This window comes from Escherichia sp. KTE52 (assembly GCF_000408325.1).
Lineage (GTDB): Bacteria > Pseudomonadota > Gammaproteobacteria > Enterobacterales > Enterobacteriaceae > Escherichia > Escherichia marmotae.
Genome location: NZ_KE138680.1, coordinates 1,860,146 through 1,886,101 on the forward strand (window position 1 = coordinate 1,860,146; position 25,956 = coordinate 1,886,101).

The 25,956-nt window shown below is 53.1% G+C and carries 21 protein-coding genes; 9 read left to right on the forward strand and 12 right to left on the reverse strand.

Going from position 1 to position 25,956, the window contains the following annotated elements; all coding sequences use genetic code 11:
• Window positions 1–40: 40 nt before the first annotated feature.
• Both caiA and caiT read right to left on the reverse strand, forming a co-directional pair.
• Window positions 41–1,183 carry a crotonobetainyl-CoA dehydrogenase gene (gene caiA / locus A1SC_RS03025; RefSeq protein WP_016262854.1) on the reverse strand — a complete coding sequence of 381 codons (1,143 nt, stop codon included), beginning with the start codon at window positions 1,181–1,183 and terminating at the stop codon, window positions 41–43.
• A 29-nt stretch (window positions 1,184–1,212) separates the two neighbouring features.
• Entirely contained in the window at window positions 1,213–2,727 is a 1,515-nt protein-coding gene (gene caiT, locus A1SC_RS03020) for an L-carnitine/gamma-butyrobetaine antiporter (protein ID WP_000650969.1), read from the reverse strand.
• 472 nt (window positions 2,728–3,199) lie between these two features.
• On the opposite strand from caiT, the gene A1SC_RS03015 reads away from it, so the two are divergent.
• The 8 genes from A1SC_RS03015 (at window position 3,200) to folA (ending at window position 11,098) form a co-directional block, all read left to right on the forward strand.
• Window positions 3,200–3,970 carry an electron transfer flavoprotein FixA gene (locus tag A1SC_RS03015; RefSeq protein ID WP_016262855.1) on the forward strand — a complete coding sequence of 257 codons (771 nt, stop codon included), beginning with the start codon at window positions 3,200–3,202 and terminating at the stop codon, window positions 3,968–3,970.
• Between the two features lie 14 nt (window positions 3,971–3,984).
• The gene (locus tag A1SC_RS03010) at window positions 3,985–4,926 is read left to right on the forward strand and encodes an electron transfer flavoprotein subunit alpha/FixB family protein (protein ID WP_016262856.1); all 942 of its coding nucleotides are present in this window, start codon (window positions 3,985–3,987) and stop codon (window positions 4,924–4,926) included.
• A gap of 49 nt (window positions 4,927–4,975) precedes the next feature.
• On the forward strand, window positions 4,976–6,262 hold the full coding sequence (locus A1SC_RS03005; RefSeq protein ID WP_016262857.1) for an FAD-dependent oxidoreductase: 1,287 nt from the start codon (window positions 4,976–4,978) through the stop codon (window positions 6,260–6,262).
• The gene (gene fixX / locus A1SC_RS03000; protein ID WP_000203750.1) at window positions 6,259–6,546 is read left to right on the forward strand and encodes a ferredoxin-like protein FixX; all 288 of its coding nucleotides are present in this window, start codon (window positions 6,259–6,261) and stop codon (window positions 6,544–6,546) included. The genes A1SC_RS03005 and fixX overlap by 4 nt, the downstream gene beginning before the upstream one ends.
• Before the next feature lie 58 nt (window positions 6,547–6,604).
• A complete protein-coding gene (locus A1SC_RS02995; RefSeq protein ID WP_001183182.1) occupies window positions 6,605–7,936 on the forward strand; it encodes an MFS transporter in 1,332 nt (443 codons plus the stop codon).
• Between the two features lie 106 nt (window positions 7,937–8,042).
• Window positions 8,043–8,573: a glutathione-regulated potassium-efflux system oxidoreductase KefF gene (gene kefF, locus A1SC_RS02990; protein ID WP_000600731.1), complete on the forward strand. Its 531-nt coding sequence runs from the start codon at window positions 8,043–8,045 to the stop codon at window positions 8,571–8,573.
• Window positions 8,566–10,425: a glutathione-regulated potassium-efflux system protein KefC gene (gene kefC, locus A1SC_RS02985; RefSeq protein ID WP_001517728.1), complete on the forward strand. Its 1,860-nt coding sequence runs from the start codon at window positions 8,566–8,568 to the stop codon at window positions 10,423–10,425. Before kefF ends, kefC begins: the two co-directional genes overlap by 8 nt.
• Window positions 10,426–10,618: 193 nt before the next feature.
• The gene (gene folA, locus A1SC_RS02980; protein WP_000624377.1) at window positions 10,619–11,098 is read left to right on the forward strand and encodes a type 3 dihydrofolate reductase; all 480 of its coding nucleotides are present in this window, start codon (window positions 10,619–10,621) and stop codon (window positions 11,096–11,098) included.
• A gap of 77 nt (window positions 11,099–11,175) precedes the next feature.
• Here folA and apaH read toward each other — a convergent pair whose 3' ends face one another.
• Genes apaH through lptD form a run of 6 tightly spaced genes read right to left on the reverse strand, consistent with a single transcriptional unit; the run spans window position 11,176 to window position 17,905 of the window.
• Window positions 11,176–12,018, reverse strand: coding sequence for a bis(5'-nucleosyl)-tetraphosphatase (symmetrical) ApaH (gene apaH / locus A1SC_RS02975; protein ID WP_016262858.1), 843 nt, complete (start codon window positions 12,016–12,018; stop codon window positions 11,176–11,178).
• Between the two features lie 6 nt (window positions 12,019–12,024).
• Window positions 12,025–12,402, reverse strand: a complete 378-nt coding sequence (apaG, locus tag A1SC_RS02970; protein WP_000610905.1) for a Co2+/Mg2+ efflux protein ApaG — start codon at window positions 12,400–12,402, stop codon at window positions 12,025–12,027.
• A gap of 2 nt (window positions 12,403–12,404) precedes the next feature.
• Window positions 12,405–13,226 carry a 16S rRNA (adenine(1518)-N(6)/adenine(1519)-N(6))-dimethyltransferase RsmA gene (gene rsmA, locus A1SC_RS02965; RefSeq protein ID WP_001042778.1) on the reverse strand — a complete coding sequence of 274 codons (822 nt, stop codon included), beginning with the start codon at window positions 13,224–13,226 and terminating at the stop codon, window positions 12,405–12,407.
• Window positions 13,223–14,212 (reverse strand): 4-hydroxythreonine-4-phosphate dehydrogenase PdxA, encoded by a 990-nt coding sequence (gene pdxA, locus A1SC_RS02960; protein ID WP_016262859.1) that lies wholly within the window; start codon window positions 14,210–14,212, stop codon window positions 13,223–13,225. The genes rsmA and pdxA overlap by 4 nt, the downstream gene beginning before the upstream one ends.
• Complete coding sequence (surA, locus tag A1SC_RS02955; protein WP_000800488.1) at window positions 14,212–15,498, reverse strand: peptidylprolyl isomerase SurA; 1,287 nt, start codon at window positions 15,496–15,498, stop codon at window positions 14,212–14,214. Before surA ends, pdxA begins: the two co-directional genes overlap by 1 nt.
• 52 nt (window positions 15,499–15,550) lie before the next feature.
• Window positions 15,551–17,905, reverse strand: a complete 2,355-nt coding sequence (gene lptD, locus A1SC_RS02950; protein ID WP_001517729.1) for an LPS assembly protein LptD — start codon at window positions 17,903–17,905, stop codon at window positions 15,551–15,553.
• Window positions 17,906–18,159: 254 nt separating this feature from the next.
• Between lptD and djlA the strand changes: the two genes are divergently transcribed.
• Window positions 18,160–18,975: a co-chaperone DjlA gene (gene djlA / locus A1SC_RS02945; RefSeq protein ID WP_001200563.1), complete on the forward strand. Its 816-nt coding sequence runs from the start codon at window positions 18,160–18,162 to the stop codon at window positions 18,973–18,975.
• Window positions 18,976–19,092: 117 nt separating this feature from the next.
• On the opposite strand, the gene rluA is transcribed toward djlA, so the two are convergent.
• From rluA to araD, 4 genes are all read right to left on the reverse strand, one after another.
• Window positions 19,093–19,752, reverse strand: a complete 660-nt coding sequence (gene rluA, locus A1SC_RS02940; protein ID WP_016262860.1) for a bifunctional tRNA pseudouridine(32) synthase/23S rRNA pseudouridine(746) synthase RluA — start codon at window positions 19,750–19,752, stop codon at window positions 19,093–19,095.
• A gap of 11 nt (window positions 19,753–19,763) precedes the next feature.
• Window positions 19,764–22,670, reverse strand: a complete 2,907-nt coding sequence (rapA, locus tag A1SC_RS02935) for an RNA polymerase-associated protein RapA (protein ID WP_016262861.1) — start codon at window positions 22,668–22,670, stop codon at window positions 19,764–19,766.
• 163 nt (window positions 22,671–22,833) lie between these two features.
• A complete protein-coding gene (polB, locus tag A1SC_RS02930; protein WP_001517731.1) occupies window positions 22,834–25,185 on the reverse strand; it encodes a DNA polymerase II in 2,352 nt (783 codons plus the stop codon).
• Window positions 25,186–25,259: 74 nt separating this feature from the next.
• Window positions 25,260–25,955 (reverse strand): L-ribulose-5-phosphate 4-epimerase, encoded by a 696-nt coding sequence (gene araD / locus A1SC_RS02925; protein WP_000888659.1) that lies wholly within the window; start codon window positions 25,953–25,955, stop codon window positions 25,260–25,262.
• Between the last annotated feature and the right edge of the window lies 1 nt (window position 25,956).

A 25,956-nucleotide genomic window follows, 5' to 3' on the forward strand; every position in this document is an offset into this window, starting at 1 on the left:
GTAGGCCTGATAAGCGAAGCGCATCAGGCAGCGCACGGATTTAGCGGTATTGCTTCAGCACCGCACGACCCAGCGTCAGGATCTGCATTTCGTCAGATCCTCCGGAGACGCGGTCTACACGCAGGTCACGCCAGAAGCGGCTGATGCGGTGGTTGCCCGCAATCCCGACACCGCCCAGCACCTGCATTGCGCTGTCCACCACTTCAAATGCCGCATTGGCGCAGAAGTATTTGCACATTGCCGCATCGCCAGAAGTAATGGTGCCGTTATCCGCTTTCCACGCTGCTTCATAGAGCATGTTTTTCATGGAGTTTAATTTGATCGCCATATGGGCGAATTTTTCCTGAATCAACTGAAAACGACCAATCGCTTCACCAAACTGCACGCGCTGGTTGGCGTAGCGCGCCGCATCTTCAAAGGCGCACATCGCAGTACCGTAGTTGGTGAGGGCTACCAGGAAACGTTCGTGGTCGAACTCTTCTTTTACGCGGTTAAAGCCGTTACCTTCGCGACCGAACATGTCTCTCTCGTCCAGTTCCACATCGTCAAAGGTGATTTCACAGCAGCTATCCATACGCAGACCGAGCTTCTCAAGTTTGGTCACTTTGATTCCTGGTTTGCTCATATCGACAAACCATTCGGTGTAGACAGGTTTGTCCGGAGAAGCGCCGTCGCGCGCCATCACCACGATATATGGGGTGTAGGCGCTACTGGTAATAAAACACTTACTACCATTAAGATAAATCTTACCATCTCTACGGGTATAAGTCGTTTTCAGGCTACCCACATCGGAACCAGCGCCCGGTTCGGTAATCGCTGAGTTCCACATCTGCTTACCGGTGCCGCGGAAAGCCATGATCTTGTCGATCTGCTCCTGCGTACCTTCACGCAGGAAAGTGTTGAACCCGCCCGGCAACTGGTACAGCACATAAGTTGGTGCCCCCAAACGACCCAGTTCCATCCACACCGCGGCGAGGGTAACGAATCCCGCGTCCAGACCACCGTGCTCTTCCGGGATCAGCAGACTGTCGATACCCATATCCGCCAGGGCTTTGACAAAACGCTCCGGGTAGACGCTGTCACGGTCACACTGGGCAAAATAGGCTTCCCAGTTTTCGCTGGCCATCAGTTCTTGGATACCGGCGACAAACAGTTCCTGCTCATCATTTAAATTAAAATCCATCTTTCAACCTCTTGATATTTTGGGGGTAATTAATCTTTCCAGTTCTGTTTCGCGTCTTTAATAAAGGAGAGCGTCACCATAATGTTGACGAAGAACAGCGGGCATCCTCCGGCGATAATGGCGGTTTGGATCGGTTTCAGGCCGCCGAGCGCCAGCAGAACAATGCCGATAATGCCAACCAGAATTGACCAGCCAATGCGCACCAGCAGCGGTGGTTCTTCGCCGTCGCGCACTTCACGACAGGTGGACATCGCCAGGGTGTAAGAGCAGGCGTTAATCAGGGTGACAGTGGCAATAAAGCAGAGAATAAAGAAGCCCCACATGGTGGCGGTGCTGAGAGGCAGAGCGGCCCAGGTTTCGATGATGGCGCGCGCCACGCCGTACTGTTCGATCAGATTCGGAATGTTGATGATGTTTTTATCCATCAACAGCAGAGTATTACTACCGAGTACAGTCCACAGGATCCAGGTGGATGCTGTCAGCCCCATCACCATACCGAAGCACAGTTCACGCACGGTTCGACCACGGGAGATACGCGCCAGGAAGATGCTCATCTGGATGGCGTAAATCACCCACCATGCCCAGTAGAATACGGTCCATCCCTGCGGGAAGCCGCCTTTGCCAACGGCATCGGTATAGAACAACATGCGCGGCAGATACATCAGCAACATCCCCACCGAGTCGGTGAAGTAGTTCATGATGAAGCTGGCACCGCTGACGATGAACACCCAGCCGAGCATCAGGAAACTCAAATAGCTGCGCACATCGCTGGCGATTTTTACCCCTTTTTGCAGACCACAGGCCACGCAGATAGCGTTGAGGATGATCCAGCAGGTAATGATAATGGCATCCAGTTGCAGGGTATGCGGAATACCAAACAGATACTGCATACACTCGGTCACCAGCGGTGTGGCAAGGCCGAGACTGGTGCCCATTGCGAAGATCAGCGCCACCAGGTAGAAGTTATCGACGATAGTACCAAACAACCCTTTGGCGTGTTTTTCACCCACCAGCGGCACCAGGGTGGAGCTGGGGCGAATCACATCCATTTTGCGAACGAAGAAGAAGTACGCGAAGGCGACGGAAAGGAAACTGTAAGTCGCCCACGGTAACGGCCCCCAGTGGAACAAACTGTAGGCCAGCCCCAGCTCTTTCGCGCCAGTGGAGTTTGGCTCTAAAGCAAATGGCGGCGTGGAGATGTAGTAGTAGATCTCAATCGATCCCCAGAACAGCACGGCGGCTGACGTACAGGAGGCGAACATCATAAAGATCCAACTGGCGGTACTGAACTCGGGTGGTTCGTTACCTAAACGCTTTTTGGCATACGGGCCAAACACCAGCCAGAACCAGCCGAAAAGCATGACCACCATATACCATTCAAATGCCCATCCCCATACATTGGTGACGTAACTGAATACGGCATTAATAACGACATTCGCCGCATCCAAATCTCTGACTGTAAGCCAGCAAAGTATGCCAACGATTATTAACGGCGGAAAGAATACCTTCGGTTCTATTCCCGTTTTTCTTTTTTCATCTTTCATGAGTTAATTCCACTGTAAAAATAAATATTTATTTTACGTTCCCGTTTGTTTTATTTTTGTTAACATTTAATATAATTATTATTAACCTCGTGAACGCGTTAATGGCTAACTCATAATGGGTATTCAATTGGCTGTATTCTGTGATGGTAATCACAGGTTTTTATCGGATAAAAACAGAGTGTTTTAATTTAAATATTCGTTATTAATCAACTAAATGAGTTTGGTTTTGAGTGAAAATCCAGCATCTGACTTTCAATATTGGTGATCCATAAAACAATATTGAAAATTTCTTCTTTCAACACCGTGTTTTCAATATTGGTGAGGCGCTTAACAATATTGAAAGTTGGATTTATCTACGTGTGACATTTTCAATATTGGTGATTAAAGTTTTATTCCAGAATTAAATGACGTGATATCTGTAATTAACACCACCGATATGAACGACGTTTCCTTCATGATTTCTGGAGATGCAATGAAGATTATTACTTGCTATAAGTGCGTGCCTGATGAACAGGATATTGCGATCAATAATGCTGATGGTTCATTAGATCTCAGCAAAGCCGATGCGAAAATAAGCCAATATGATCTGAACGCTATTGAAGCGGCTTGCCAGTTAAAACAGCAGGCGACTGAGGCGCAGGTGACGGCTTTAAGTGTGGGCGGCAAAGCCCTGACTAACGCCAAAGGACGTAAAGATGTGCTGTCTCGCGGCCCGGATGAACTGATTGTGGTGATTGATGACCAGTTCGAGCAGGCACTGCCGCAACAAACTGCGACTGCACTGGCTGCCGCGGCGCAGAAAGCAGGCTTTGATCTGATCCTCTGTGGTGACGGTTCTTCCGACCTTTATGCCCAGCAGGTTGGTCTGCTGGTGGGTGAAATCCTCAACATTCCGGCAGTTAACGGTGTCAGCAAAATCCTCTCCCTGACGGCAGATACCCTCACCGTTGAGCGCGAACTGGAAGATGAAACAGAAACTTTAAGCATCCCGCTGCCTGCGGTCGTTGCTGTTTCCACTGATATCAATGCCCCACAAATTCCTTCGATGAAAGCCATTCTTGGCGCGGCGAAAAAGCCAGTCCAGGTGTGGTCGGCGGCAGATATCGGTTTTAACGCCGTGGAAGCCTGGTCTGAACAACAGGTTGCCGCACCGAAACAGCGCGAGCGTCAGCGCATCGTGATTGAAGGCGACGGCGAAGAACAGATCGCCGCATTTGCTGAAAATCTTCGCAAAGTCATTTAATTACAGGGGATGCTATGAACACGTTTTCTCAAGTCTGGGTATTCAGCGATACCCCTTCTCGTCTGCCGGAACTGATGAACGGCGCGCAGGCTTTAGCTCATCAAATCAATGCGTTTGTTCTGAGTGACGACGACGGCGCACAGGCAATCCAGTTTGGTGCTAATCATGTCTGGAAATTAAGCGGCAAACCGGACGATCGGATGATCGAAGATTACGCCGGAGTGATGGCAGACACCATTCGCCAGCACGGCACAGACGGCCTGGTACTACTGCCGAACACCCGTCGCGGCAAATTACTGGCGGCGAAACTGGGTTATCGCCTGAAAGCGGCGGTTTCTAACGATGCCAGCGCCGTCAGCGTGCAGGATGGTAAAGCAACGGTAAAACACATGGTTTACGGCGGCCTGGCGATTGGCGAAGAACGCATTGCCACGCCGTATGCGGTACTGACCATCAGCAGCGGCACGTTCGATGCGGCTCAGCCGGACACGTCAAGTACAGGTGAAACGCACACCGTGGAGTGGCAGTCTCCGGCTGTGGCGGTTACCCGCACGGCAACGCAGGCGCGCCAGAGCAACAGTGTCGATCTCGACAAAGCCCGTCTGGTGGTTAGCGTCGGTCGCGGCATTGGCTGCAAAGAGAACATTGCGTTGGCAGAGCAACTTTGCCAGGCGATTGGCGCGGAGTTGGCCTGTTCTCGTCCGGTGGCGGAAAACGAAAAATGGATGGAGCACGAGCGCTATGTTGGTATCTCCAATCTGATGCTGAAACCTGAACTGTACCTGGCCGTGGGGATCTCCGGGCAGATCCAGCACATGGTTGGCGCTAATGCGTCACAAACCATTTTCGCTATCAACAAAGATAAAAATGCGCCGATCTTCCAGTACGCGGATTACGGCATTGTTGGCGACGCCGTGAAGATCCTTCCGGCGCTGACGGCGGCTTTAGCGCGTTGATCTACTCTGGCAGGGCTGCTTTCGGCCCTGCCGCTGACAGGGAGTTCTTATGTCCGAAGATATCTTTGATGCCATCATCGTTGGTGCAGGGCTGGCCGGTTCGGTTGCCGCGCTGGTGCTCGCCCGCGAAGGGGCACAAGTGTTAGTTATCGAGCGTGGCAATTCCGCTGGCGCTAAGAATGTTACCGGCGGGCGTCTCTATGCCCACAGTCTGGAACACATCATTCCTGGTTTTGCCGAAAGCGCCCCCGTTGAACGCCTGATCACTCATGAAAAACTTGCGTTTATGACCGAAAAGTCAGCGATGACTATGGACTACTGCAATGGCGACGAAACCTCGCCATCCCAGCGCTCTTACTCCGTTTTACGCAGCAAATTTGATGCCTGGCTGATGGAGCAGGCCGAAGAAGCGGGCGCGCAGTTAATTACCGGAATTCGCGTCGATAACCTTGTGCAGCGCGATGGCAAAGTTGTCGGCGTAGAAGCCGATGGCGATGTGATTGAAGCGAAAACGGTGATCCTCGCTGATGGTGTGAACTCCATTCTTGCCGAAAAGCTGGGAATGGCGAAACGCGTCAAACCGACGGATGTGGCGGTTGGCGTGAAGGAATTGATCGAGTTACCGAAGTTGGTTCTCGAAGACCGTTTTCAGTTGCAGGGTAATCAGGGCGCGGCCTGCCTGTTTGCGGGGGCACCCACCGATGGCCTGATGGGCGGTGGCTTCCTTTATACCAATGAAAACACCCTGTCACTGGGGCTGGTTTGCGGCCTGCATCATCTGCATAACGCGAAGAAATCGGTGCCACAAATGCTGGAAGATTTCAAACAGCATCCGGCGGTTGCACCGCTGATCGCGGGTGGCAAGCTGGTGGAATACTCTGCTCACGTAGTGCCAGAAGCGGGTATCAACATGTTGCCGGAACTGGTTGGTGACGGCGTGCTGATTGCCGGTGATGCCGCCGGAATGTGTATGAATCTCGGCTTTACCATTCGTGGTATGGATCTGGCGATTGCCGCCGGAGAAGCAGCAGCGAAAACCGTGCTTTCAGCGATGAAAAACGACGATTTCAGTAAGCAGAAACTGGCGGAGTATCGTCAGCATCTGGAGAGTGGCCCGCTGCGCGATATGCGTATGTACCAGAAGCTACCGGCTTTTCTTGATAACCCACGTATGTTTAGCGGCTATCCGGAACTGGCGGTGGGTGTGGCGCGTGACCTGTTCACCATTGATGGCAGTGCGCCGGAACTGATGCGCAAGAAAATCCTCCGCCACAGCAAGAAAGTGGGTTTCATCAATCTGATCAAGGATGGCATGAAAGGAGTGACCGTTTTATGACTTCTCCCGTCAATGTGGACGTCAAACTGGGCGTCAATAAATTCAATGTTGATGAAGAGCATCCGCACATTGTTGTGAAGTCTGATGCCGATAAACAGGCGTTGGAACTGCTGGTGAAAGCGTGCCCGGCAGGTCTGTACAAAAAACAGGATGACGGCAGCGTACGCTTCGATTACGCCGGATGTCTGGAGTGTGGAACCTGCCGCATTCTTGGGCTGGGGTCGGCGCTGGAGCAGTGGGAATACCCGCGCGGCACCTTTGGCGTGGAGTTTCGTTACGGCTGATGTTGGTCTGATACGTAACGCCGTACTGACCCCCATTGCTAAAAAACAGGATCAACCCATGCAACCGTCCAGAAACTTTGACGATCTCAAATTCTCCTCTATTCACCGCCGTATTTTGCTGTGGGGAAGCGGTGGCCCGTTTCTGGATGGCTATGTGCTGGTAATGATCGGCGTGGCGCTGGAGCAACTGACTCCGGCGCTAAAACTGGACGCTGACTGGATCGGCCTGCTGGGCGCGGGAACCCTCGCCGGGCTGTTCGTTGGCACATCGCTGTTTGGCTATATCTCCGATAAAGTCGGACGACGCAAAATGTTTCTCATCGATATCATTGCTATCGGGGGGATTTCTGTTGCGACGATGTTTGTCTCATCACCTGTCGAACTGCTGGTGATGCGGGTGCTCATCGGCATTGTTATCGGCGCGGATTATCCCATCGCCACCTCGATGATCACCGAGTTCTCCAGCACCCGTCAGCGGGCGTTCTCCATCAGCTTTATCGCCGCTATGTGGTATGTCGGCGCGACCTGTGCCGATCTGGTCGGCTACTGGCTTTATGATGTGGAAGGCGGCTGGCGCTGGATGCTGGGCAGTGCGGCGATCCCGTGTTTGTTGATTTTGATTGGTCGATTCGAACTGCCCGAATCTCCCCGTTGGCTGTTGCGCAAAGGGCGAGTGAAAGAGTGCGAAGAGATGATGATCAAATTGTTTGGCGAACCGGTGGTTTTCGATGAAGAGCAGCCGCAACAAACTCGTTTTCGCGATCTGTTTAACCGCCGCCATTTTCCTTTTGTCCTGTTTGTGGCCGCCATCTGGACCTGCCAGGTGATCCCGATGTTCGCCATTTACACCTTTGGCCCACAAATCGTCGGTCTTCTGGGGTTAGGCGTCGGCAAAAACGCGGCGCTGGGAAACGTGGTGATTAGCCTGTTCTTTATGCTCGGCTGTATTCCGCCGATGCTCTGGCTGAACACTGCCGGACGACGTCCATTGTTGATCGGCAGCTTTGCCATGATGACGCTGGCATTGGCGGTTTTGGGGCTGATCCCGGATATGGGGATCTGGCTGGTGGTCATGGCGTTTGCGGTGTACGCGTTTTTCTCCGGCGGGCCAGGCAATTTGCAGTGGCTTTATCCTAATGAACTCTTCCCGACGGATATTCGCGCCTCAGCCGTGGGCGTCATTATGTCTCTGAGTCGTATCGGTACAATTATCTCAACCTGGGCGCTGCCGATCTTTATTAATAATTACGGTATCAGCAATACTATGCTGATGGGGGCGGGGATCTCGCTGTTTGGCCTGCTGATTTCTGTGGCGTTTGCTCCGGAGACGCGTGGGATGTCGTTGGCGCAGACCAGTAATATGACAATTCGCAGGCAGCGTGCAGGATAACTTATTCAGATTTCTCTCTTTTTTGAATCAATATTATTGACTATAAGCCGCGTGAATATGTGACTACACTTTGTGGAAAACAAAGGTGTAAACGCGCAGGCTAACTATGATTCTAATCATTTATGCGCATCCGTATCCGCATCATTCCCATGCGAATAAACGGATGCTTGAACAGGCAAGGACGCTGGAAGGCGTCGAAATCCGCTCTCTTTATCAACTCTATCCTGACTTCAATATCGATATAGCGGCCGAGCAGGAGGCGCTCTCTCGTGCCGATCTGATCGTCTGGCAGCACCCAATGCAGTGGTACAGCATTCCGCCGTTGCTCAAATTGTGGATCGATAAAGTCTTCTCACACGGCTGGGCTTACGGACACGGCGGTACGGCGTTGCATGGCAAACATTTGCTGTGGGCGGTGACGACTGGCGGTGGGGAAAGTCATTTTGAGATTGGTACTCATCCGGGCTTTGATGTGTTGTCGCAGCCGCTACAGGCGACGGCAATCTACTGCGGGCTGAAATGGCTGCCGCCGTTTGCCATGCACTGTACCTTTATTTGTGACGACGAAACTCTCGAAGGGCAGGCGCGCCACTATAAGCAACGTCTGCTGGAATGGCAGGAGGCACATCATGGATAGTCATACGCTGATTCAGGCGCTGATTTATCTCGGTTCGGCGGCGCTGATTGTGCCGATTGCAGTACGTCTCGGTCTTGGTTCGGTACTTGGCTACCTGATTGCAGGTTGCATTATTGGCCCGTGGGGGCTGCGGCTGGTGACCGATGCTGAATCTATTCTGCACTTTGCCGAAATCGGCGTGGTGCTGATGCTGTTTATCATCGGTCTCGAACTCGACCCACAAAGGCTGTGGAAGCTGCGGGCGGCAGTATTCGGCGGTGGCGCATTGCAGATGGTGGTTTGCGGCGGCCTGCTGGGGCTGTTCTGCATGTTACTCGGTATGCGCTGGCAGGTGGCAGAACTGATTGGCATGACGCTGGCGCTTTCATCAACGGCGATTGCCATGCAGGCGATGAATGAACGCAACCTGACGGTGACGCAAATGGGGCGCAGTGCCTTTGCGGTGCTGCTGTTCCAGGATATCGCGGCGATCCCGCTGGTGGCGATGATCCCCTTGCTGGCGGCGAGCAGTGCCTCGACTACGCTAGGTGCATTTGCCTTGTCAGCGTTAAAAGTGGCGGGCGCGCTGGTGCTGGTGGTATTACTGGGGCGCTATGTTACGCGTCCGGCGCTGCGTTTTGTTGCCCGCTCTGGCTTGCGGGAAGTGTTTAGTGCAGTGGCTTTATTCCTCGTGTTTGGCTTCGGTTTGCTGCTGGAAGAGGTTGGTCTGTCGATGGCGATGGGCGCGTTTCTGGCGGGCGTGCTGCTGGCAAGCTCGGAATATCGTCATGCGCTGGAAAGCGATATCGAACCGTTCAAAGGCTTGTTGTTAGGGTTGTTTTTTATCGGCGTTGGGATGTCGATAGACTTTGGCACGCTGATTGAAAACCCGTTGCGCATTGTCATTCTGCTGTTCGGTTTCCTCATCATCAAGATTGCCATGCTGTGGCTGATTGCCAGACCGTTGCAGGTGCCGAATAAACAGCGTCGCTGGTTTGCGGTGCTGTTAGGGCAGGGCAGTGAGTTTGCCTTTGTGGTGTTTGGCGCGGCGCAAATGGCGAATGTGCTGGAGCCGGAGTGGGCGAAATCATTGACCCTGGCGGTGGCGCTGTCGATGGCAGCAACGCCGATTTTGCTGGTGATCCTCAACCGTCTTGAGCAATCCGGCACTGAAGAGGCGCGCGAAGCTGATGAGATCGACGAAGAACAGCCGCGGGTGATTGTTGCCGGATTCGGGCGTTTTGGTCAGATCACCGGACGTTTGCTGCTCTCCAGCGGAGTGAAAATGGTTGTGCTCGATCATGATCCTGACCATATAGAAACGTTGCGCAAATTTGGCATGAAGGTGTTTTACGGCGATGCCACGCGGATGGATTTGCTGGAATCTGCCGGAGCGGCGAAAGCGGAAGTGCTGATTAATGCCATTGACGATCCGCAAACCAACCTGCAACTGACGGAGATGGTGAAAGAACATTTTCCGCATCTGCAGATTATTGCCCGCGCCCGTGATGTCGATCACTACATTCGTTTGCGCCAGGCTGGCGTGGAAAGGCCAGAGCGTGAAACCTTTGAGGGAGCGCTCAAAACCGGGCGTCTGGCACTGGAAAGTTTAGGCCTGGGGCCATATGAAGCGCGAGAACGTGCTGATGTGTTCCGCCGCTTTAATATTCAAATGGTGGAAGAGATGGCGATGGGCGAAAACGACACCAAAGCCCGCGCGGCAGTCTATAAACGCACCAGCGCGATGTTAAGCGAAATCATTACTGAAGATCGGGAACATCTGTCATTAATTCAACGGCATGGCTGGCAGGGAACCGAAGAAGGGAAACATACCGGCAACATGGCGGATGAGCCAGAAACTAAGCCGTTGTAATCAAAAAGTGTGATGTGTCGCATGCTTTACAACTAACTGTTTGTTTTTGCGCAACTGTAATGCGGCGAGTCCAGGGACATAGCGTGGACTCGCCAGCAAAATAAAAATTTTCCTCAACATCATCCTCTCGCCAGTCGACGAAGGTTTACGCTTTACGTATAGTGACGACAATTTTTTTTATCGGGAAATCTCAATGATCAGTTTGATTGCGGCGCTAGCGGTAGATCGCGTTATCGGCATGGAAAACGCCATGCCGTGGAATCTGCCTGCCGATCTCGCCTGGTTTAAACGTAACACCTTAAATAAACCTGTGATTATGGGGCGCCATACCTGGGAATCCATTGGTCGCCCGTTACCTGGACGCAAGAATATTGTCATTAGCAGCCAGCCGGGTACGGATGATCGCGTAATGTGGGTGAAATCGGTTGATGAAGCCATCGCTGCCTGTGGTGACGTACCGGAGATTATGGTGATTGGCGGCGGTCGCGTATACGAGCAGTTTCTGCCGAAAGCGCAAAAACTGTATCTGACGCATATCGATGCGGAAGTAGAAGGCGACACCCATTTCCCGGATTACGAGCCGGATGACTGGGAATCGGTGTTCAGCGAGTTCCACGACGCCGATGCGCAGAACTCTCACAGCTATTGCTTTGAGATTCTGGAACGGCGGTAAGTTTGTATAGAATTGACGGCTAGTGCCGGATGTGACGCCGGTCGCGTCTTATCCGGCCTTCCTGTATCAGGCTGTGTTTAAGACGCCGCCGCTTCCCCCATATCCTTGTGCCGGTTCGACGGCTGGACAAAATACTGCTTATCTTCCCAGCGCAGGCAGGTTAATGAACCGCCCCAGCAGCAACCGGTATCCAGCGCGTAAATGCCTTCCGGTGTGCCTTTTCCTTCCAGCGATGCCCAGTGACCAAACACAATGTTGTACTCTTCGCTAACTGGCCCAGGAATGGTAAACCACGGTTTCAACGGTGCAGGTGCGTCTTCCGGCGACTCTTTGCTGTACATATCCAGTTGACCGTTCGGGAAGCAAAAACGCATCCGGGTAAATGCGTTGGTGATAAAACGCAGTCGCGCCAGACCACGTAACTCTGGCGTCCAGTTGTTCGGCATGTCGCCGTACATGGCGTCAAGGAAGAAAGGATAGGAGTCACTCGACAACACCGCTTCTACGTCGTGAGCACACTCTTTGGCGGTCTCTAAGTCCCATTGCGGCGTGATCCCCGCATGGGCCATCACCAGTTTTTTCTCTTCGTCGATTTGCAGTAAAGGCTGACGGCGTAGCCAGTTAAGTAACTCGTCGGCGTCAGGTGCTTCCAGTAAAGGAGTCAGGCGATCTTTCGGCTTGTTGCGGCTGATTCCGGCGAATACCGCCAGAAGGTGTAAATCGTGATTGCCCAGTACCAGACGCACGCTGTCACTTAATGATTTCACGTAGCGCAGGACATCCAGCGAACCAGGGCCGCGCGCGACCAGGTCGCCCGTCAGCCAGAGGGTATCTTTCCCAGGGGTAAATTCTATTTTGTGTAGCAATGCGATCAGTTCATCGTAACAGCCATGAACATCGCCAATAAGGTATGTCGCCATATTATTTTAATGAATGAGTATTGGAACGGAGAGTCGGAATACGGGAATATCGATGCTGAACGGAACGCCGTTTTCATCGATCATTTCGTAGTGACCCTGCATGGTGCCCATCGGTGTTTCGATAATCGCACCGCTGGTGTACTGGTACTCTTCGCCAGGGGCGATATGTGGCTGGACGCCCACCACACCTTCGCCCTGGACTTCGGTTTCACGGCCATTGCCGTTAGTGATCAGCCAGTAACGTCCCAACAACTGCACTGGCGCTCGCCCCAGGTTGCGTATGGTTACAGTATAAGAAAAAACGTAACGCTCATTATCAGGTGAAGACTGCGCTTCAATGTAAACACTTTGAACCTGAATACACACTCGGGGCGAATTGATCATCGTTAACTCTCCTGCAAAGGCGCGTTCTCCGCCAGATAGTTCGCCATCTGGCAATATTGCGCGACAGAGATGTTTTCCGCTCGCATCGCCGGGTCGATGCCCATTCCTGTTAACACCTCGACGCTAAACAGATTGCCGAGACTGTTACGAATGGTTTTACGACGCTGGTTAAAGGCTTCGGTGGTGATACGGCTTAACACGCGAACATCTTTAACCGGGTAAGGCATCGTTGCATGAGGAACCAGGCGCACGACGGCGGAATCCACTTTTGGTGGTGGTGTAAAGGCTGATGGCGGTACTTCCAGCACCGGGATCACGTTGCAATAATATTGCGCCATGACGCTTAATCGACCATACGCTTTGCTGTTCGGTCCTGCAACCAGACGATTCACCACCTCTTTTTGCAACATAAAGTGCATGTCGGCAATGGCATCAGTATAGCTAAACAGATGGAACATCAACGGTGTGGAGATGTTATATGGCAGGTTACCGAAAACACGTAGCGGCTGACCCATTTTCTCGGCCAGTTCACCGAAGTTAAAGGTCATTGCATCCTGCTGATAAATCGTCAGTTTCGGGCCTAAGAACGGATGCGTTTGCAGACGTGCCGCCAGATCGCGGTCAAGTTCGATGACCGTCAGTTGATCCAGACGCTCACCGACAGGCTCGGTCAACGCTGCCAGACCGGGGCCGATTTCGACCATCGCCTGACCCTTCTGCGGGTTAATGGCAGAAACAATGCTGTCGATCACGAACTGATCGTTGAGAAAGTTTTGCCCGAAGCGTTTACGGGCTAAGTGGCCCTGGTGGACTCGTTTATTCATTGGGTATTAACAATCATTTTGATGGCGAGATTAAGCGCCGTAATAAAACTGCCGACATCAGCTTTGCCACGTCCCGCCAGTTCCAGCGCGGTGCCGTGGTCAACAGATGTGCGAATAAAGGGCAGGCCCAGCGTAATGTTCACACCGCGCCCGAAGCCCTGGTATTTTAGCACGGGAAGACCCTGATCGTGGTACATCGCCAGCACCGCGTCGGCGTTGTCGAGATATTTAGGCTGAAACAGGGTATCGGCAGGCAGCGGCCCGTTGAGTTTCATCCCCTGCGCCCGTAACTCGTCGAGCACTGGAATGATGGTATCTATCTCTTCCGTGCCCATATGACCGCCTTCGCCCGCGTGCGGATTCAGGCCACAGACCAGAATCTGCGGTTCGGCAATGCCAAATTTCGTACGCAAATCGTGATGTAAAATAGCAATCACTTCGTGCAGAAGTTGTGGGGTGATGGCGTCAGCAATATCGCGCAGCGGTAAATGCGTGGTTGCCAGCGCGACGCGAAGTTCTTCGGTCGCCAGCATCATCACCACTTTTTTCGCCTGCGAGCGTTCTTCGAAAAACTCGGTATGACCGGTAAACGGAATACCGGCGTCATTAATGACGCCTTTATGCACCGGCCCGGTGATCAGCGCGGCAAATTCACCGTTCAGGCAGCCATCGCACGCTCGCGCCAGCGTCTCCACCACATAATGCCCATTTTCAACCGCTAATTGACCCACAGTTACAGATGCACGTAGCGCGACAGGAAGCAGCGTTAATGTGCCCGCAGTTTGCGGTTGCGCAGGGGAGTTGGGGGAATAAGGGCGGAGGGTAAGCGGCAAACCGAGCATCGCTGCCCGGTCGGTAAGGAGAGTGGTATCGGCACAAACAACCAGTTCGACCGGCCACTCACGTTGTGCAAGCTGGACAACTAAGTCCGGGCCAATCCCGGCTGGCTCGCCGGGAGTGATCACAACACGTTGGGTTTTAACCATTAGTTGCTCAAAATTTTCACATAGGCGCTGGCGCGTTGTTCCTGCATCCAGCTTGCTGCTTCTTCCGAGAACTTACGGTTCATCAGCATCCGGTAAGCACGATCTTTCTGCGCCGCATCGGTTTTATCAACATTACGGGTATCCAGCAGTTCGATTAAATGCCAGCCGAATGAAGAGTGAACCGGTGCGCTCATTTGACCTTTGTTCAGACGGGTCAGCGCGTCACGGAAGGCCGGATCAAAAATATCTGGCGTAGCCCAGCCGAGATCGCCGCCCTGGTTAGCAGAGCCGGGATCCTGGGAGAACTCTTTCGCCGCAGCGGCAAACGTGGTTTTGCCACTCTTGATATCGGCAGCAATCTGTTCCAGTTTCACGCGGGCCTGTTCGTCAGTCATGATCGGAGATGGTTTCAGCAGAATATGGCGAGCGTGTACTTCGGTCACCGAGATATTTTTGCTTTCGCCGCGCAGGTCGTTAACTTTCAGAATGTGGAAGCCGACGCCGGAACGAATCGGACCAACAATATCGCCTTTCTTCGCGGTACTTAATGCCTGGGCGAAAATCCCTGGCAGTTCCTGAATGCGTCCCCAGCCCATCTGGCCACCGTTCAGCGCCTGCTGATCGGCAGAGTGAGCGATCGCCAGCTTACCGAAATCAGCGCCGTTACGAGCCTGATCGACAATGGCGCGCGCCTGCGTTTCCGCTTCGTTCACCTGCTCAGAAGACGGATTTTCCGGCAGCGGGATCAGGATGTGGCTCAAGTTCAGTTCAGTGCTGGCATCATTCTGATTACCGACCTGCTGCGCCAGAGCTTCAACTTCCTGCGGCAGGATAGTGATGCGACGACGTACTTCGTTGTTACGCACTTCAGAGATAATCATCTCTTTGCGGATCTGGTTACGATAGGTGTTGTAGTTCAGTCCATCGTAGGCCAGACGGCTGCGCATCTGATCCAGCGTCATGTTGTTCTGTTTGGCAATGTTAGCAATCGCCTGATCGAGCTGCTCATCGGAGATTTTTACTCCCATTTTCTGCCCCATCTGCAGGAGGATTTGATCCATGATCAAACGCTCCATGATTTGGTGGCGCAGTGTCGCGTCATCAGGAAGTTGCTGCCTTGCCTGGGCGGCATTCATTTTTACCGACTGCATTAATCCATCAACGTCGCTTTCCAGCACGACGCCGTTATTGACGACGGCTGCGACTTTATCGACTACCTGGGGGGCAGCGAAACTGGTATTCGCGATCATCGCGATACCGAGAAGCAGCGTTTTCCAGTTCTTCATACTTTTTCCATTTCAATTAACCGCACTGCGGATTACGTGGTAAATCAACAAATCACAAAGAGTTTTGATACGGCAGAATGTTCGAACGTAGCATCTCTTGCGTACCCAGACCGTAGTTGGAACTCAGGCCGCGCAGTTCGATGTTAAAGCCGATTGCGTTGTCATATACCGCATGTTGTTTATCGTTATCCCAACCGTTCAGCTTCCGCTCGTAACCGACGCGAATCGCATAGCAGCAGGAGCTGTATTGCACACCTAACATTGAGTCGGCCTGCTTGTTCGCATTGGTATCGTAGTAGTAGGCTCCAACGATTGACCAACGATCGGCAATCGGCCAACTGGCGACGGCACCTACCTGCGAAATACCGTTCTTATACTGTTCGGCAGTGGAATAGTATTTAGGCAATGTAGCCTGAATATATTCCGGGCTGGCGTAACGGTAGTTGAACTGCACCAGACGGTCTTCATCCCGACGGTATTCAATGCTGGAGCTACTGGTTGCTACGTTATCCAGACGAGTATCGTACTGAATCCCGCCACGCAGCCCCCAACGCTCGGAGATGCGCCAGTAAGTATCGCCTGCCCATACCAGTGAGCCAGTTTTGTCGTCATTCTCCCATTTTATGTTGTCATCGCCGGTGCGAGACTCCGTGAAATAGTAGATTTGACCAACGGAAATATTAAAACGTTCAACGGCAGCATCATCATATATGCGAGATGTGACACCGGTCGTCACCTGGTTAGCGGAAGAAATACGGTCAAGACCGCCGTAAGTCCGGTCCCGGAACAGGCCCGAGTAGTCGGATTGCAACAAAGCAGAATCGTAGTTGTAGATATCGCTCTGATCGCGATACGGCACGTACAGATATTGCGCGCGCGGTTCCAGCGTTTGGGTGTAACCCGGTGCCAGCATTTCCATATCGCGTTCAAAGACCATTTTGCCGTCAACTTTGAATTGCGGCATCACACGGTTAACGGATTCGTCCAGCTTGGTCGTGTTTCTGGAGTTGTACCAGTCAAGATTGGTTTGCTGATAATGGGTTGCCAGCAACTTCGCTTCGGTATTGATGCTGCCCCAGTTATTAGAGAGCGGCAAATTGATGGTCGGTTCCAGGTGAACACGGGTTGCTTCAGGCATGTCGTCTCTGGTGTTAACAAAGTGCACTGCCTGGCCGTAAATACGCGTATCAAACGGACCAACATCATTCTGGTAGTAGTTAACGTCTAACTGCGGCTCTGCCGAGTAGCTACTGGTGTTTTGCTCGCTGAAGACCTGGAACTGCTTGGTTGAAACGGTGGCATTGAAGTTTTGCACCGCATAGCCAACGCTGAATTTTTGCGTTGCGTAACCATCAGTACTGGAACCGTACTTGTTATCGAAATCATTGAAATAGGTAGGGTCGCTAACTTTGGTGTAGTCAATGTTAAAGCGCCACACCTGATCCATGACCCCGGAGTGTTGCCAGTAGAACAACCAACGACGTGAATTGCTATCTTCTGGATGTTCATCTTCATAGACTTTATCCGAAGGTAGATAGTCCAGCTCCATCAAGCCAGCACCCGCCTGGGTGAGATAACGGAATTCGTTTTCCCACATAATGTTGCCACGACGATGCATATAATGCGGCGTGATGGTGGCATCCATATTTGGCGCGATGTTCCAGTAATATGGCAGGTAGAACTCAAAATAGTTGGTAGATGTGTACTTGGCGTTCGGGATCAAGAAACCTGAGCGGCGTTTGTCACCCACCGGTAACTGCAGATACGGGCTATAAAAGATCGGAACCGGACCCACTTTAAAGCGGGCGTTCCAGATCTCTGCGACTTGTTCTTCGCGGTCATGAATAATTTCGCTACCTACCACGCTCCATGTATCAGAACCAGGCAGACAGGAGGTAAAGCTACCGTTATCCAGAATGGTGTAGCGGTTTTCGCCACGCTGTTTCATCAGGTCCGCTTTACCGCGCCCCTGGCGACCCACCATCTGGTAATCACCTTCCCAGACGTTGGTATCTTTGGTGTTCAGATTCGTCCAACCTTTCGGCCCCTTGAGGATCACCTGGTTATCGTCGTAATGGACGTTACCGAGCGCATCAACGGTACGTACAGGTTCCGGTTGTCCTGGTGCCTCTTTTTGATGGAGCTGCACTTCGTCGGCCTGCAGACGGCTGTTACCCTGCATGATATCCACGCTGCCAGTAAACACGGCGTCATCGGGGTAATTCCCCTTTGCATGGTCTGCATTAATCGTCACGGGTAAGTCGTTAGTATCGCCCTGTACCAGAGGACGGTCATAGCTTGGCACGCCCAACATACACTGTGAGGCGAGGTCGGCTGCCAGTCCCTGTTGACTATAAAGGGCGGTGGCAATCATGGTGGCCAGGAGAGTGGGGATACGTTTTTTCATACGTTGATTTTATTGTTCCATCATCGGTAACGTTGCGCGTGACAAACGGTCAGAGACTAACGTACTCGTCATCTCTACGCTAGTGTTAATCCTGTCCGAATAGCGTCAGTGGTGTTAGGCACGGCATTGAATGACAGGTATGATAATGCAAATTATAGGCGATGTCCCACAATTGACCGCAGCCGGAAAACGGTAAAAGCACCTTTATATTGTGGGAGATAGCCCTGATATCCGTCTGTCGATTTGGGGAATATATGCAGTATTGGGGAAAAATCATTGGCGTGGCCGTGGCCTTACTGATGGGCGGCGGCTTTTGGGGCGTTATATTAGGTCTGTTAATCGGCCATATGTTTGATAAAGCCCGTGGCCGCAAAATGGCGTGGTTCGCCAACCAGCGTGAGCGTCAGGCGCTGTTTTTTGCCACCACGTTTGAAGTGATGGGGCATTTAACCAAATCCAAAGGACGTGTTACTGAGGCTGATATTCATGTCGCCACATTGCTCATGGATCGGATGAATTTACACGGCGCTTCCCGTACAGCGGCGCAAAATGCGTTCCGGGTCGGAAAATCAGACAATTACCCACTGCGCGAAAAGATGCGACAGTTTCGCAGTGTCTGCTTTGGTCGTTTTGACTTAATTCGTATGTTTCTGGAGATCCAGATTCAGGCGGCGTTTGCCGATGGTTCGCTGCATCCAAATGAACGCGCAGTGCTGTATGTGATTGCCGAAGAGTTAGGGATCTCCCGCGCCCAGTTTGACCAGTTCTTGCGTATGATGCAGGGCGGTGCGCAGTTTGGTGGCGGTTATCAGCAACAGTCTGGCGGTGGCAACTGGCAGCAGGCGCAACGAGGCCCGACGCTGGAAGATGCCTGTAATGTGCTGGGTGTGAAGCCGACGGATGAGGCGACCACCATTAAACGTGCCTACCGTAAGCTAATGAGCGAACATCATCCGGATAAGCTGGTGGCGAAAGGCCTACCGCCGGAGATGATGGAGATGGCGAAACAGAAAGCACAGGAAATTCAGCAAGCGTATGAGCTGATTAAGCAGCAGAAAGGATTTAAATAAGTTTCAAATTGTAGGCCTGATAAGACGCTGCCCGCGTCGCATCAGGCAATCGGCGCAAAATTGCCGGATGCGGCGTGAACGCCTTCTCCGGCCTACCGAACTTCGCCAGCGTGACGATTAAAAATCCGCTGGCGCTTTAAACGTCATACTATTGCCATATGCCGGATGGGTAATCGTCAACATCTCTGCATGTAACAATAACCGCGGTGCCATCGCTCTCGCTTCTGGTGAAGCATAAAAACGATCGCCAAGAATCGGATGACCCAGCGCCAGCATATGCACACGTAGCTGATGAGAACGTCCGGTAATCGGCTTTAACACCACTCTTGCGGTGTTATCCGCCGCATACTCCACCACTTCATATTCCGTCTGCGCAGGCTTACCCGTTTCGTAACAGACTTTCTGTTTCGGGCGGTTTGGCCAGTCGCAAATCAGTGGCAGCTCGACCAGACCTTCGGCGGGGGATGGATGCCCCCAGACGCGAGCCACATACTGCTTTTTCGGCTCGCGCTCGCGGAACTGACGTTTTAATTCTCGCTCCGCGGCTTTAGTCAGCGCCACTACAATCACGCCGCTGGTGGCCATATCCAGGCGATGTACCGATTCCGCCTGCGGATAATCACGCTGAATGCGCGTCATCACGCTGTCTTTGTGCTCCTCCAGACGCCCCGGCACAGACAACAACCCACTCGGCTTGTTGACCACCATAATGTGATCATCCTGATACAGGACAACTAGCCAGGGTTCCTGCGGCGGATTGTAGTTTTCCATCCCCATCTTCGGCTCCGTTACTGATGCGTTACAACGATCAAACGCAGGGCATCCAGACGCCAGCCTGCCTGATCCAGACTTTCCATAACCTGCTGACGGTTGCTCTCAATGGCAGCCAGTTCGTCGTCACGAATGTTCGGGTTAACCGCGCGCAGTGCTTCCAGACGCGACAGTTCCGCAGACAGTTTTTCGTCGGCTTCGTTACGTGCCGCATCAATCAATGCACGGGCAGACTTCTCAATCTGCGCTTCGCCCAGTTGCAGAATGGCGTGAACCTCTTGCTGCACAGCGTTAACCAGCTTGCTACCGGTGTGGCGATTCACTGCGTTAAGCTGACGGTTGAAGGTTTCAAACTCTACCTGCGCCGCCAGGTTGTTGCCGTTTTTATCCAGCAGCATACGCACTGGTGTCGGCGGCAGGAAGCGGTTGAGTTGCAACTGCTTCGGTGCCTGTGCTTCAACCACGTAAATCAGCTCCAGCAACAGCGTGCCTACAGGCAGCGCTTTGTTTTTTAGCAGCGAAATCGTGCTACTGCCGGTATCGCCAGAAAGGATCAGATCCAGACCGTTGCGGATCAGCGGATGCTCCCAGGTAATAAACTGTGCATCTTCACGCGCCAGCGCTACTTCACGGTCGAAGGTGATGGTAATACCGTCTTCCGACAAACCCGGGAAGTCCGGCACCAGCATATGATCGGAAGGCGTCAGTACGATCAGGTTGTCGCCACGATCGTCCTGGTTGATACCAATAATATCGAACAGGTTCATGGCGAAGGCGATCAGGTTGGTATCGTCATCCTGTTCTTCAATGCTTTCAGCCAGCGCCTGGGCTTTTTCGCCGCCGTTGGAATGGATCTCCAGCAGACGGTCACGGCCCTGCTCCAGTTGCGCTTTCAGGGCTTCATGTTGCTCGCGACAATTTTTGATCAACTCATCAAAGCCTTCGGTTTGATCCGGTGAAGCCAGGTAGTTAATCAGATCGTTGTACACACTATCGTAGATAGCGCGTCCGGTCGGGCAGGTGTGCTCGAATGCATCCAGACCTTCGTGATACCAGCGCACCAGTACCGACTGGGCTGTTTTCTCCAGATAAGGTACGTGGATCTGAATATCGTGCGCCTGACCGATACGATCCAGACGACCAATACGCTGTTCCAGCAGATCCGGGTTGAACGGCAGATCGAACATCACCATGTGGCTGGCGAACTGGAAGTTACGCCCTTCAGAACCGATTTCTGAGCACAGCAGTACCTGCGCGCCGGTGTCTTCTTCTGCAAACCAGGCGGCAGCGCGGTCACGTTCGATAATCGACATGCCTTCGTGGAACACGGCTGCGCGGATACCTTCACGCTCGCGCAGTACCTGCTCCAGTTGCAGCGCGGTGGCAGCTTTGGCGCAGATCACCAGCACTTTCTGCGAGCGGTGGCTGGTCAGGTAGCCCATCAACCACTCAACGCGCGGATCGAAGTTCCACCAGGTGGCGTTATCGCCTTCAAATTCCTGATAAATACGTTCCGGGTAGAGCATATCGCGAGCGCGATCTTCCGCACTCTTACGTGCGCCCATAATGCCGGACACTTTAATTGCCGTCTGATACTGCGTCGGCAGCGGCAGCTTAATGGTGTGCAGTTCGCGTTTCGGGAAGCCTTTTACGCCATTACGCGTGTTACGGAACAGCACGCGGCTGGTGCCGTGGCGATCCATCAGCATGGAAACCAGCTCCTGACGGGCGCTCTGGGCATCTTCACTGTCGCTGTTTGCGGCCTGCAATAGCGGTTCGATGTCCTGCTCGCCAATCATTTCACCTAACATGTTCAGCTCGTCGTTGCTCAGTTTGTTACCAGCCAGCAGCATGGCAACGGCATCGGCCACCGGACGATAATTTTTTTGCTCTTCAACGAATTGCGCGAAATCGTGGAAACGGTTCGGGTCCAGCAGACGCAGGCGGGCAAAGTGGCTTTCCATCCCCAGTTGTTCCGGGGTTGCGGTCAGCAGCAGAACGCCAGGCACATGCTCTGCCAGTTGTTCAATGGCCTGATATTCACGGCTCGGCGCATCTTCGCTCCACACCAGGTGGTGCGCTTCATCGACAACCAGAAGATCCCATTCGGCTTCGCACAGATGTTCCAGACGCTGTTTGCTGCGGCGGGCAAAATCTAGCGAGCAAATCACCAGTTGTTCGGTATCGAACGGGTTGTAGGCGTCGTGCTGGGCTTCGGCGTAACGCTCGTCCTCAAACAGCGCAAAACGCAGGTTGAAGCGGCGCAGCATTTCTACCAGCCACTGATGTTGCAAGGTTTCCGGCACGATAATCAGCACACGCTCGGCAGCGCCAGACAGTAGTTGCTGATGCAGGATCATCCCGGCTTCAATGGTTTTCCCTAAACCGACTTCGTCAGCCAGCAGGACACGCGGTGCATGGCGGCGGCCGACATCATGCGCGATGTTGAGCTGATGCGGGATCAGGCTGGTACGCTGACCGCGCAGGCCGCTGTACGGCATACGGAACTGTTCGCTGGAATACTTACGCGCGCGATAACGCAACGCAAAGCGGTCCATACGGTCAATCTGCCCGGCAAACAGACGATCCTGCGGTTTGCTGAACACCAGCTTGCTATCAAGGAAAACTTCACGCAGAGCCACGCCGGACTCTTCGGTATCCAGGCGAGTACCGATATAGGTCAGCAAGCCATTTTCTTCTTTTACTTCTTCGACTTGCATCTGCCAGCCGTCATGGCTGGTAATGGTATCACCAGGGTTGAACATCACGCGGGTCACGGGAGAATCACTGCGTGCATACAGACGGTTTTCACCAGTAGATGGGAAAAGTAAAGTGACAGTTCGCGCATCCACCGCGACAACGGTTCCAAGTCCTAATTCGCTTTCTGTATCGCTGATCCAGCGTTGACCAAGTGTAAAAGGCATATGTGTTTGGCTCTATATCTTTAATTGCAGGCAATAACTACCCGCTACCAGGCTAATGCGGTAGTGGTGTTATTCAGGTCCAGGAATGGAAAGGGCGCTATGGTACTGGATGGCGGCGCTTTCGTCACGCATCAAAATGGCATCTGACGAACTCTTTTTTTGCTCAAAATAGCCCAAGTTGCCCGGTCATAAGTGTAGCAAAATTATCCTCAATAAAGGGGAGTATTCCTTCCGCCACAGGTTGAAGCTGGCGGGTCAGATAGTGTTCGTAATCCAGCGGCGAACGTTGATAGTCCAGCGGCTCCGGGCCGTTGGTGGTCCATACGTACTTAATGGTGCCGCGGTTCTGGTATTGCAAGGGGCGGCCGCGCTTTTGGTTTTCTTCATCGGCAAGGCGAGCAGCGCGTACGTGAGGCGGCACATTTCGTTGATATTCGCTTAGCGGGCGGCGGAGCCGTTTACGGTAAACCAGTCGGGCATCCAGTTCGCCCGCCATCAGTTTGTCGATAGTTTCGCGCACGTATTCCTGATACGGTTCATTGCGAAAGACACGCAAATACAGCTCCTGCTGAAACTGCTGAGCCAGCGGTGTCCAGTCGGTACGCACGGTTTCCAGTCCTTTAAACACCATCCGTTGCTTGTCGCCTTCCTGAATCAGCCCGGCATAACGCTTTTTACTGCCGGTATCAGCTCCGCGAATGGTAGGCATCAGAAAACGGCAGAAATGAGTTTCATACTCCAGTTCCAGTGCGCTGGTCAGCCGTTGTTTTTGCAGCGTTTCCGCCCACCAGGCGTTAACGTGCTGTACCAGTGCGCGACCGATTTTCGCCGCCTCTTCTTCGCAATGTGCGCCTTTCAGCCAGACAAATGTTGAGTCGGTGTCACCGTAGATCACGTCATAACCCTGTGCTTCAATTAACGCTTTGGTTTGTCGCATGATCTGATGGCCGCGCATGGTGATCGACGACGCCAGGCGCGGATCGAAGAATCGACAGGCGGTGGTGCCGAGCACGCCATAAAAGGCATTCATAATGATCTTCAGCGCCTGCGACAGCGGCTTATTGCCCTGGCGTTTGGCTTCATCACGCCCGTGCCAGATGTTAGTCACAATCTCCGGCAGGCAATGTTTCTCCCGCGAAAACCACGCATCGAGAAAACCTTCTGTGCTGTGCTCTGGATCAGGCTGCGCCATGCCTTCCACCAACCCGACGGGATCAATCAGAAAGGTGCGGATGATCGACGGGTACAGGCTTTTGTAGTCCAGCACCAACACCGAATCATAAAGTCCGGGTCGTGAATCCATCACATAGCCGCCAGGGCTGGCGTGAGGCGGCACTTCACCGAGATTGGGGGCGACATATCCGGCGCGATGCATACGCGGAAAATAGAGATGACCAAACGCAGCCACCGAACCGCCGTGCCTGTCAACCGGCAGGCCGTTCACCGTCGCTCGTTCGAGTAAAAATGGCATGATCTCGGTTTTATGGAAGATCTGTGTGACCAGTTCGCAATCTTTCAGGTTATAAGTCGCCAGTGCAGGCTTATCTTCGGTGAAACGGCGGTCAATTTCGTCCATGCGATCCCACGGGTTATCGATAGATTTGCCTTCGCCTAACAATTCCTGGGCAACGGTTTCCAGCGAAAACGAAGAGAAATTCCAGAACGCAGATTTCAGCGCTTCAATACCATCGATAATCAGCCGACCTTTGGCCTGGGCGAAAAAGACACCGTTTTTAAAGCCGTGCTCGCGCCACTCCAGCTCACTGTTATCGCGCCCCAGACGCAGGGGAATGCGATAACGCTCGGCATGTTTTTGCAGCATCCGTAGATCGAACTGCACTACGTTCCAGCCGATGATCACATCCGGATCGTGAGTTGCAAACCAGGCGTTGAGTTTTTCCAGTAGTTGCGGACGGCTGGCAACATACTCCAGATCGAAATTGAGCGCGGAGGCGTCGCCATTCTCTGGCCCCAGCATATAAACGATGCGCTGCCCGCAACCTTCCAGGCCGATACAGTACAGCTCACCGTGGCGGGTGGTTTCAATATCAATAGAAACCCACTTGAGCGGCGGACGATAGTCGGGATTAGGTTTCAGACGGGCGTTGACGATAGCGCCATCACGGAAATCACCGTCGACCCACACCGGAGCGGTGATAAAACGCTCCATCAGATAACGTTCTGGCGGACGCACATCGGCCTCGTAAACGGTGACGCCAGCTTCACGCAGGCGCTTTTCGTAATTCATCAACTGGCGATGGGCGCGACAGTAAAGGCCATGCACTGGCTGGCGGTGAAAATCCTTTAACGCCAGCGGCGTCAGACGAAATCCTTGCTCACTTTGTAAAATGAGCTGGGCGCGGGGAACCTGATCGGTGGGAATAAACGCCACGGATTCTTGCGGCGCAAGCGTAACGTGCAACGGCCCGTTGTCCGTCGCTAACCAAAAGGAAACTTCGGTTCCTTGCGGGGTATCCCGCCAGTGTCGGGTTAAGATAAAACCTGCCTGCGCCACGCTGAAAATCCATCAAAAAACCAGGCTTGAGTATAGCCTGGTTTCGGTCGATTGGCTGTGGTTTTATACAGTCATCACTGCCCGTAATACGCCTTCGCGCCATGTTTACGCAGGTAGTGCTTGTCCAGCAGCGTTTGCTGCATATCCGGTAACCGTGGCGCTAACTGGCGGCAGAAAATCCCCATATAAGCGACTTCTTCCAGCACGATGGCGTTGTGTACCGCATCTTCGGCGTTTTTACCCCACGCAAACGGGCCGTGAGAATGCACCAGCACGCCAGGCATTTGCGCCGCATCGATACCCTGTTTTTCGAAGGTTTCGACGATGACATTACCGGTTTCCCACTCATATTCGCCGTTGATTTCCGCATCGGTCATTTTGCGGGTGCAGGGAATGGTGCCGTAGAAATAGTCGGCGTGGGTAGTGCCAGTTGCCGGGATTGACTGGCCTGCCTGTGCCCAGATCGTGGCATGGCGGGAGTGGGTGTGCACAATGCCGCCGATGGACGGGAATGCCTGATAGAGCAGCCGGTGAGTTGGCGTGTCGGAGGAGGGCTTTTTCGTTCCTTCAACCACTTCACCGGTTTCGATGCTGACCACGACCATATCGTCGGCGGTCATGATGCTGTAATCGACGCCGGAAGGTTTGATCACAAAGACGCCGCGCTCGCGATCAACGGCGCTGACGTTGCCCCAGGTCAGTGTGACCAGGTTGTGTTTTGGGAGCGCCAGGTTGGCTTCTAATACCTGACGTTTGAGATCTTCTAACATG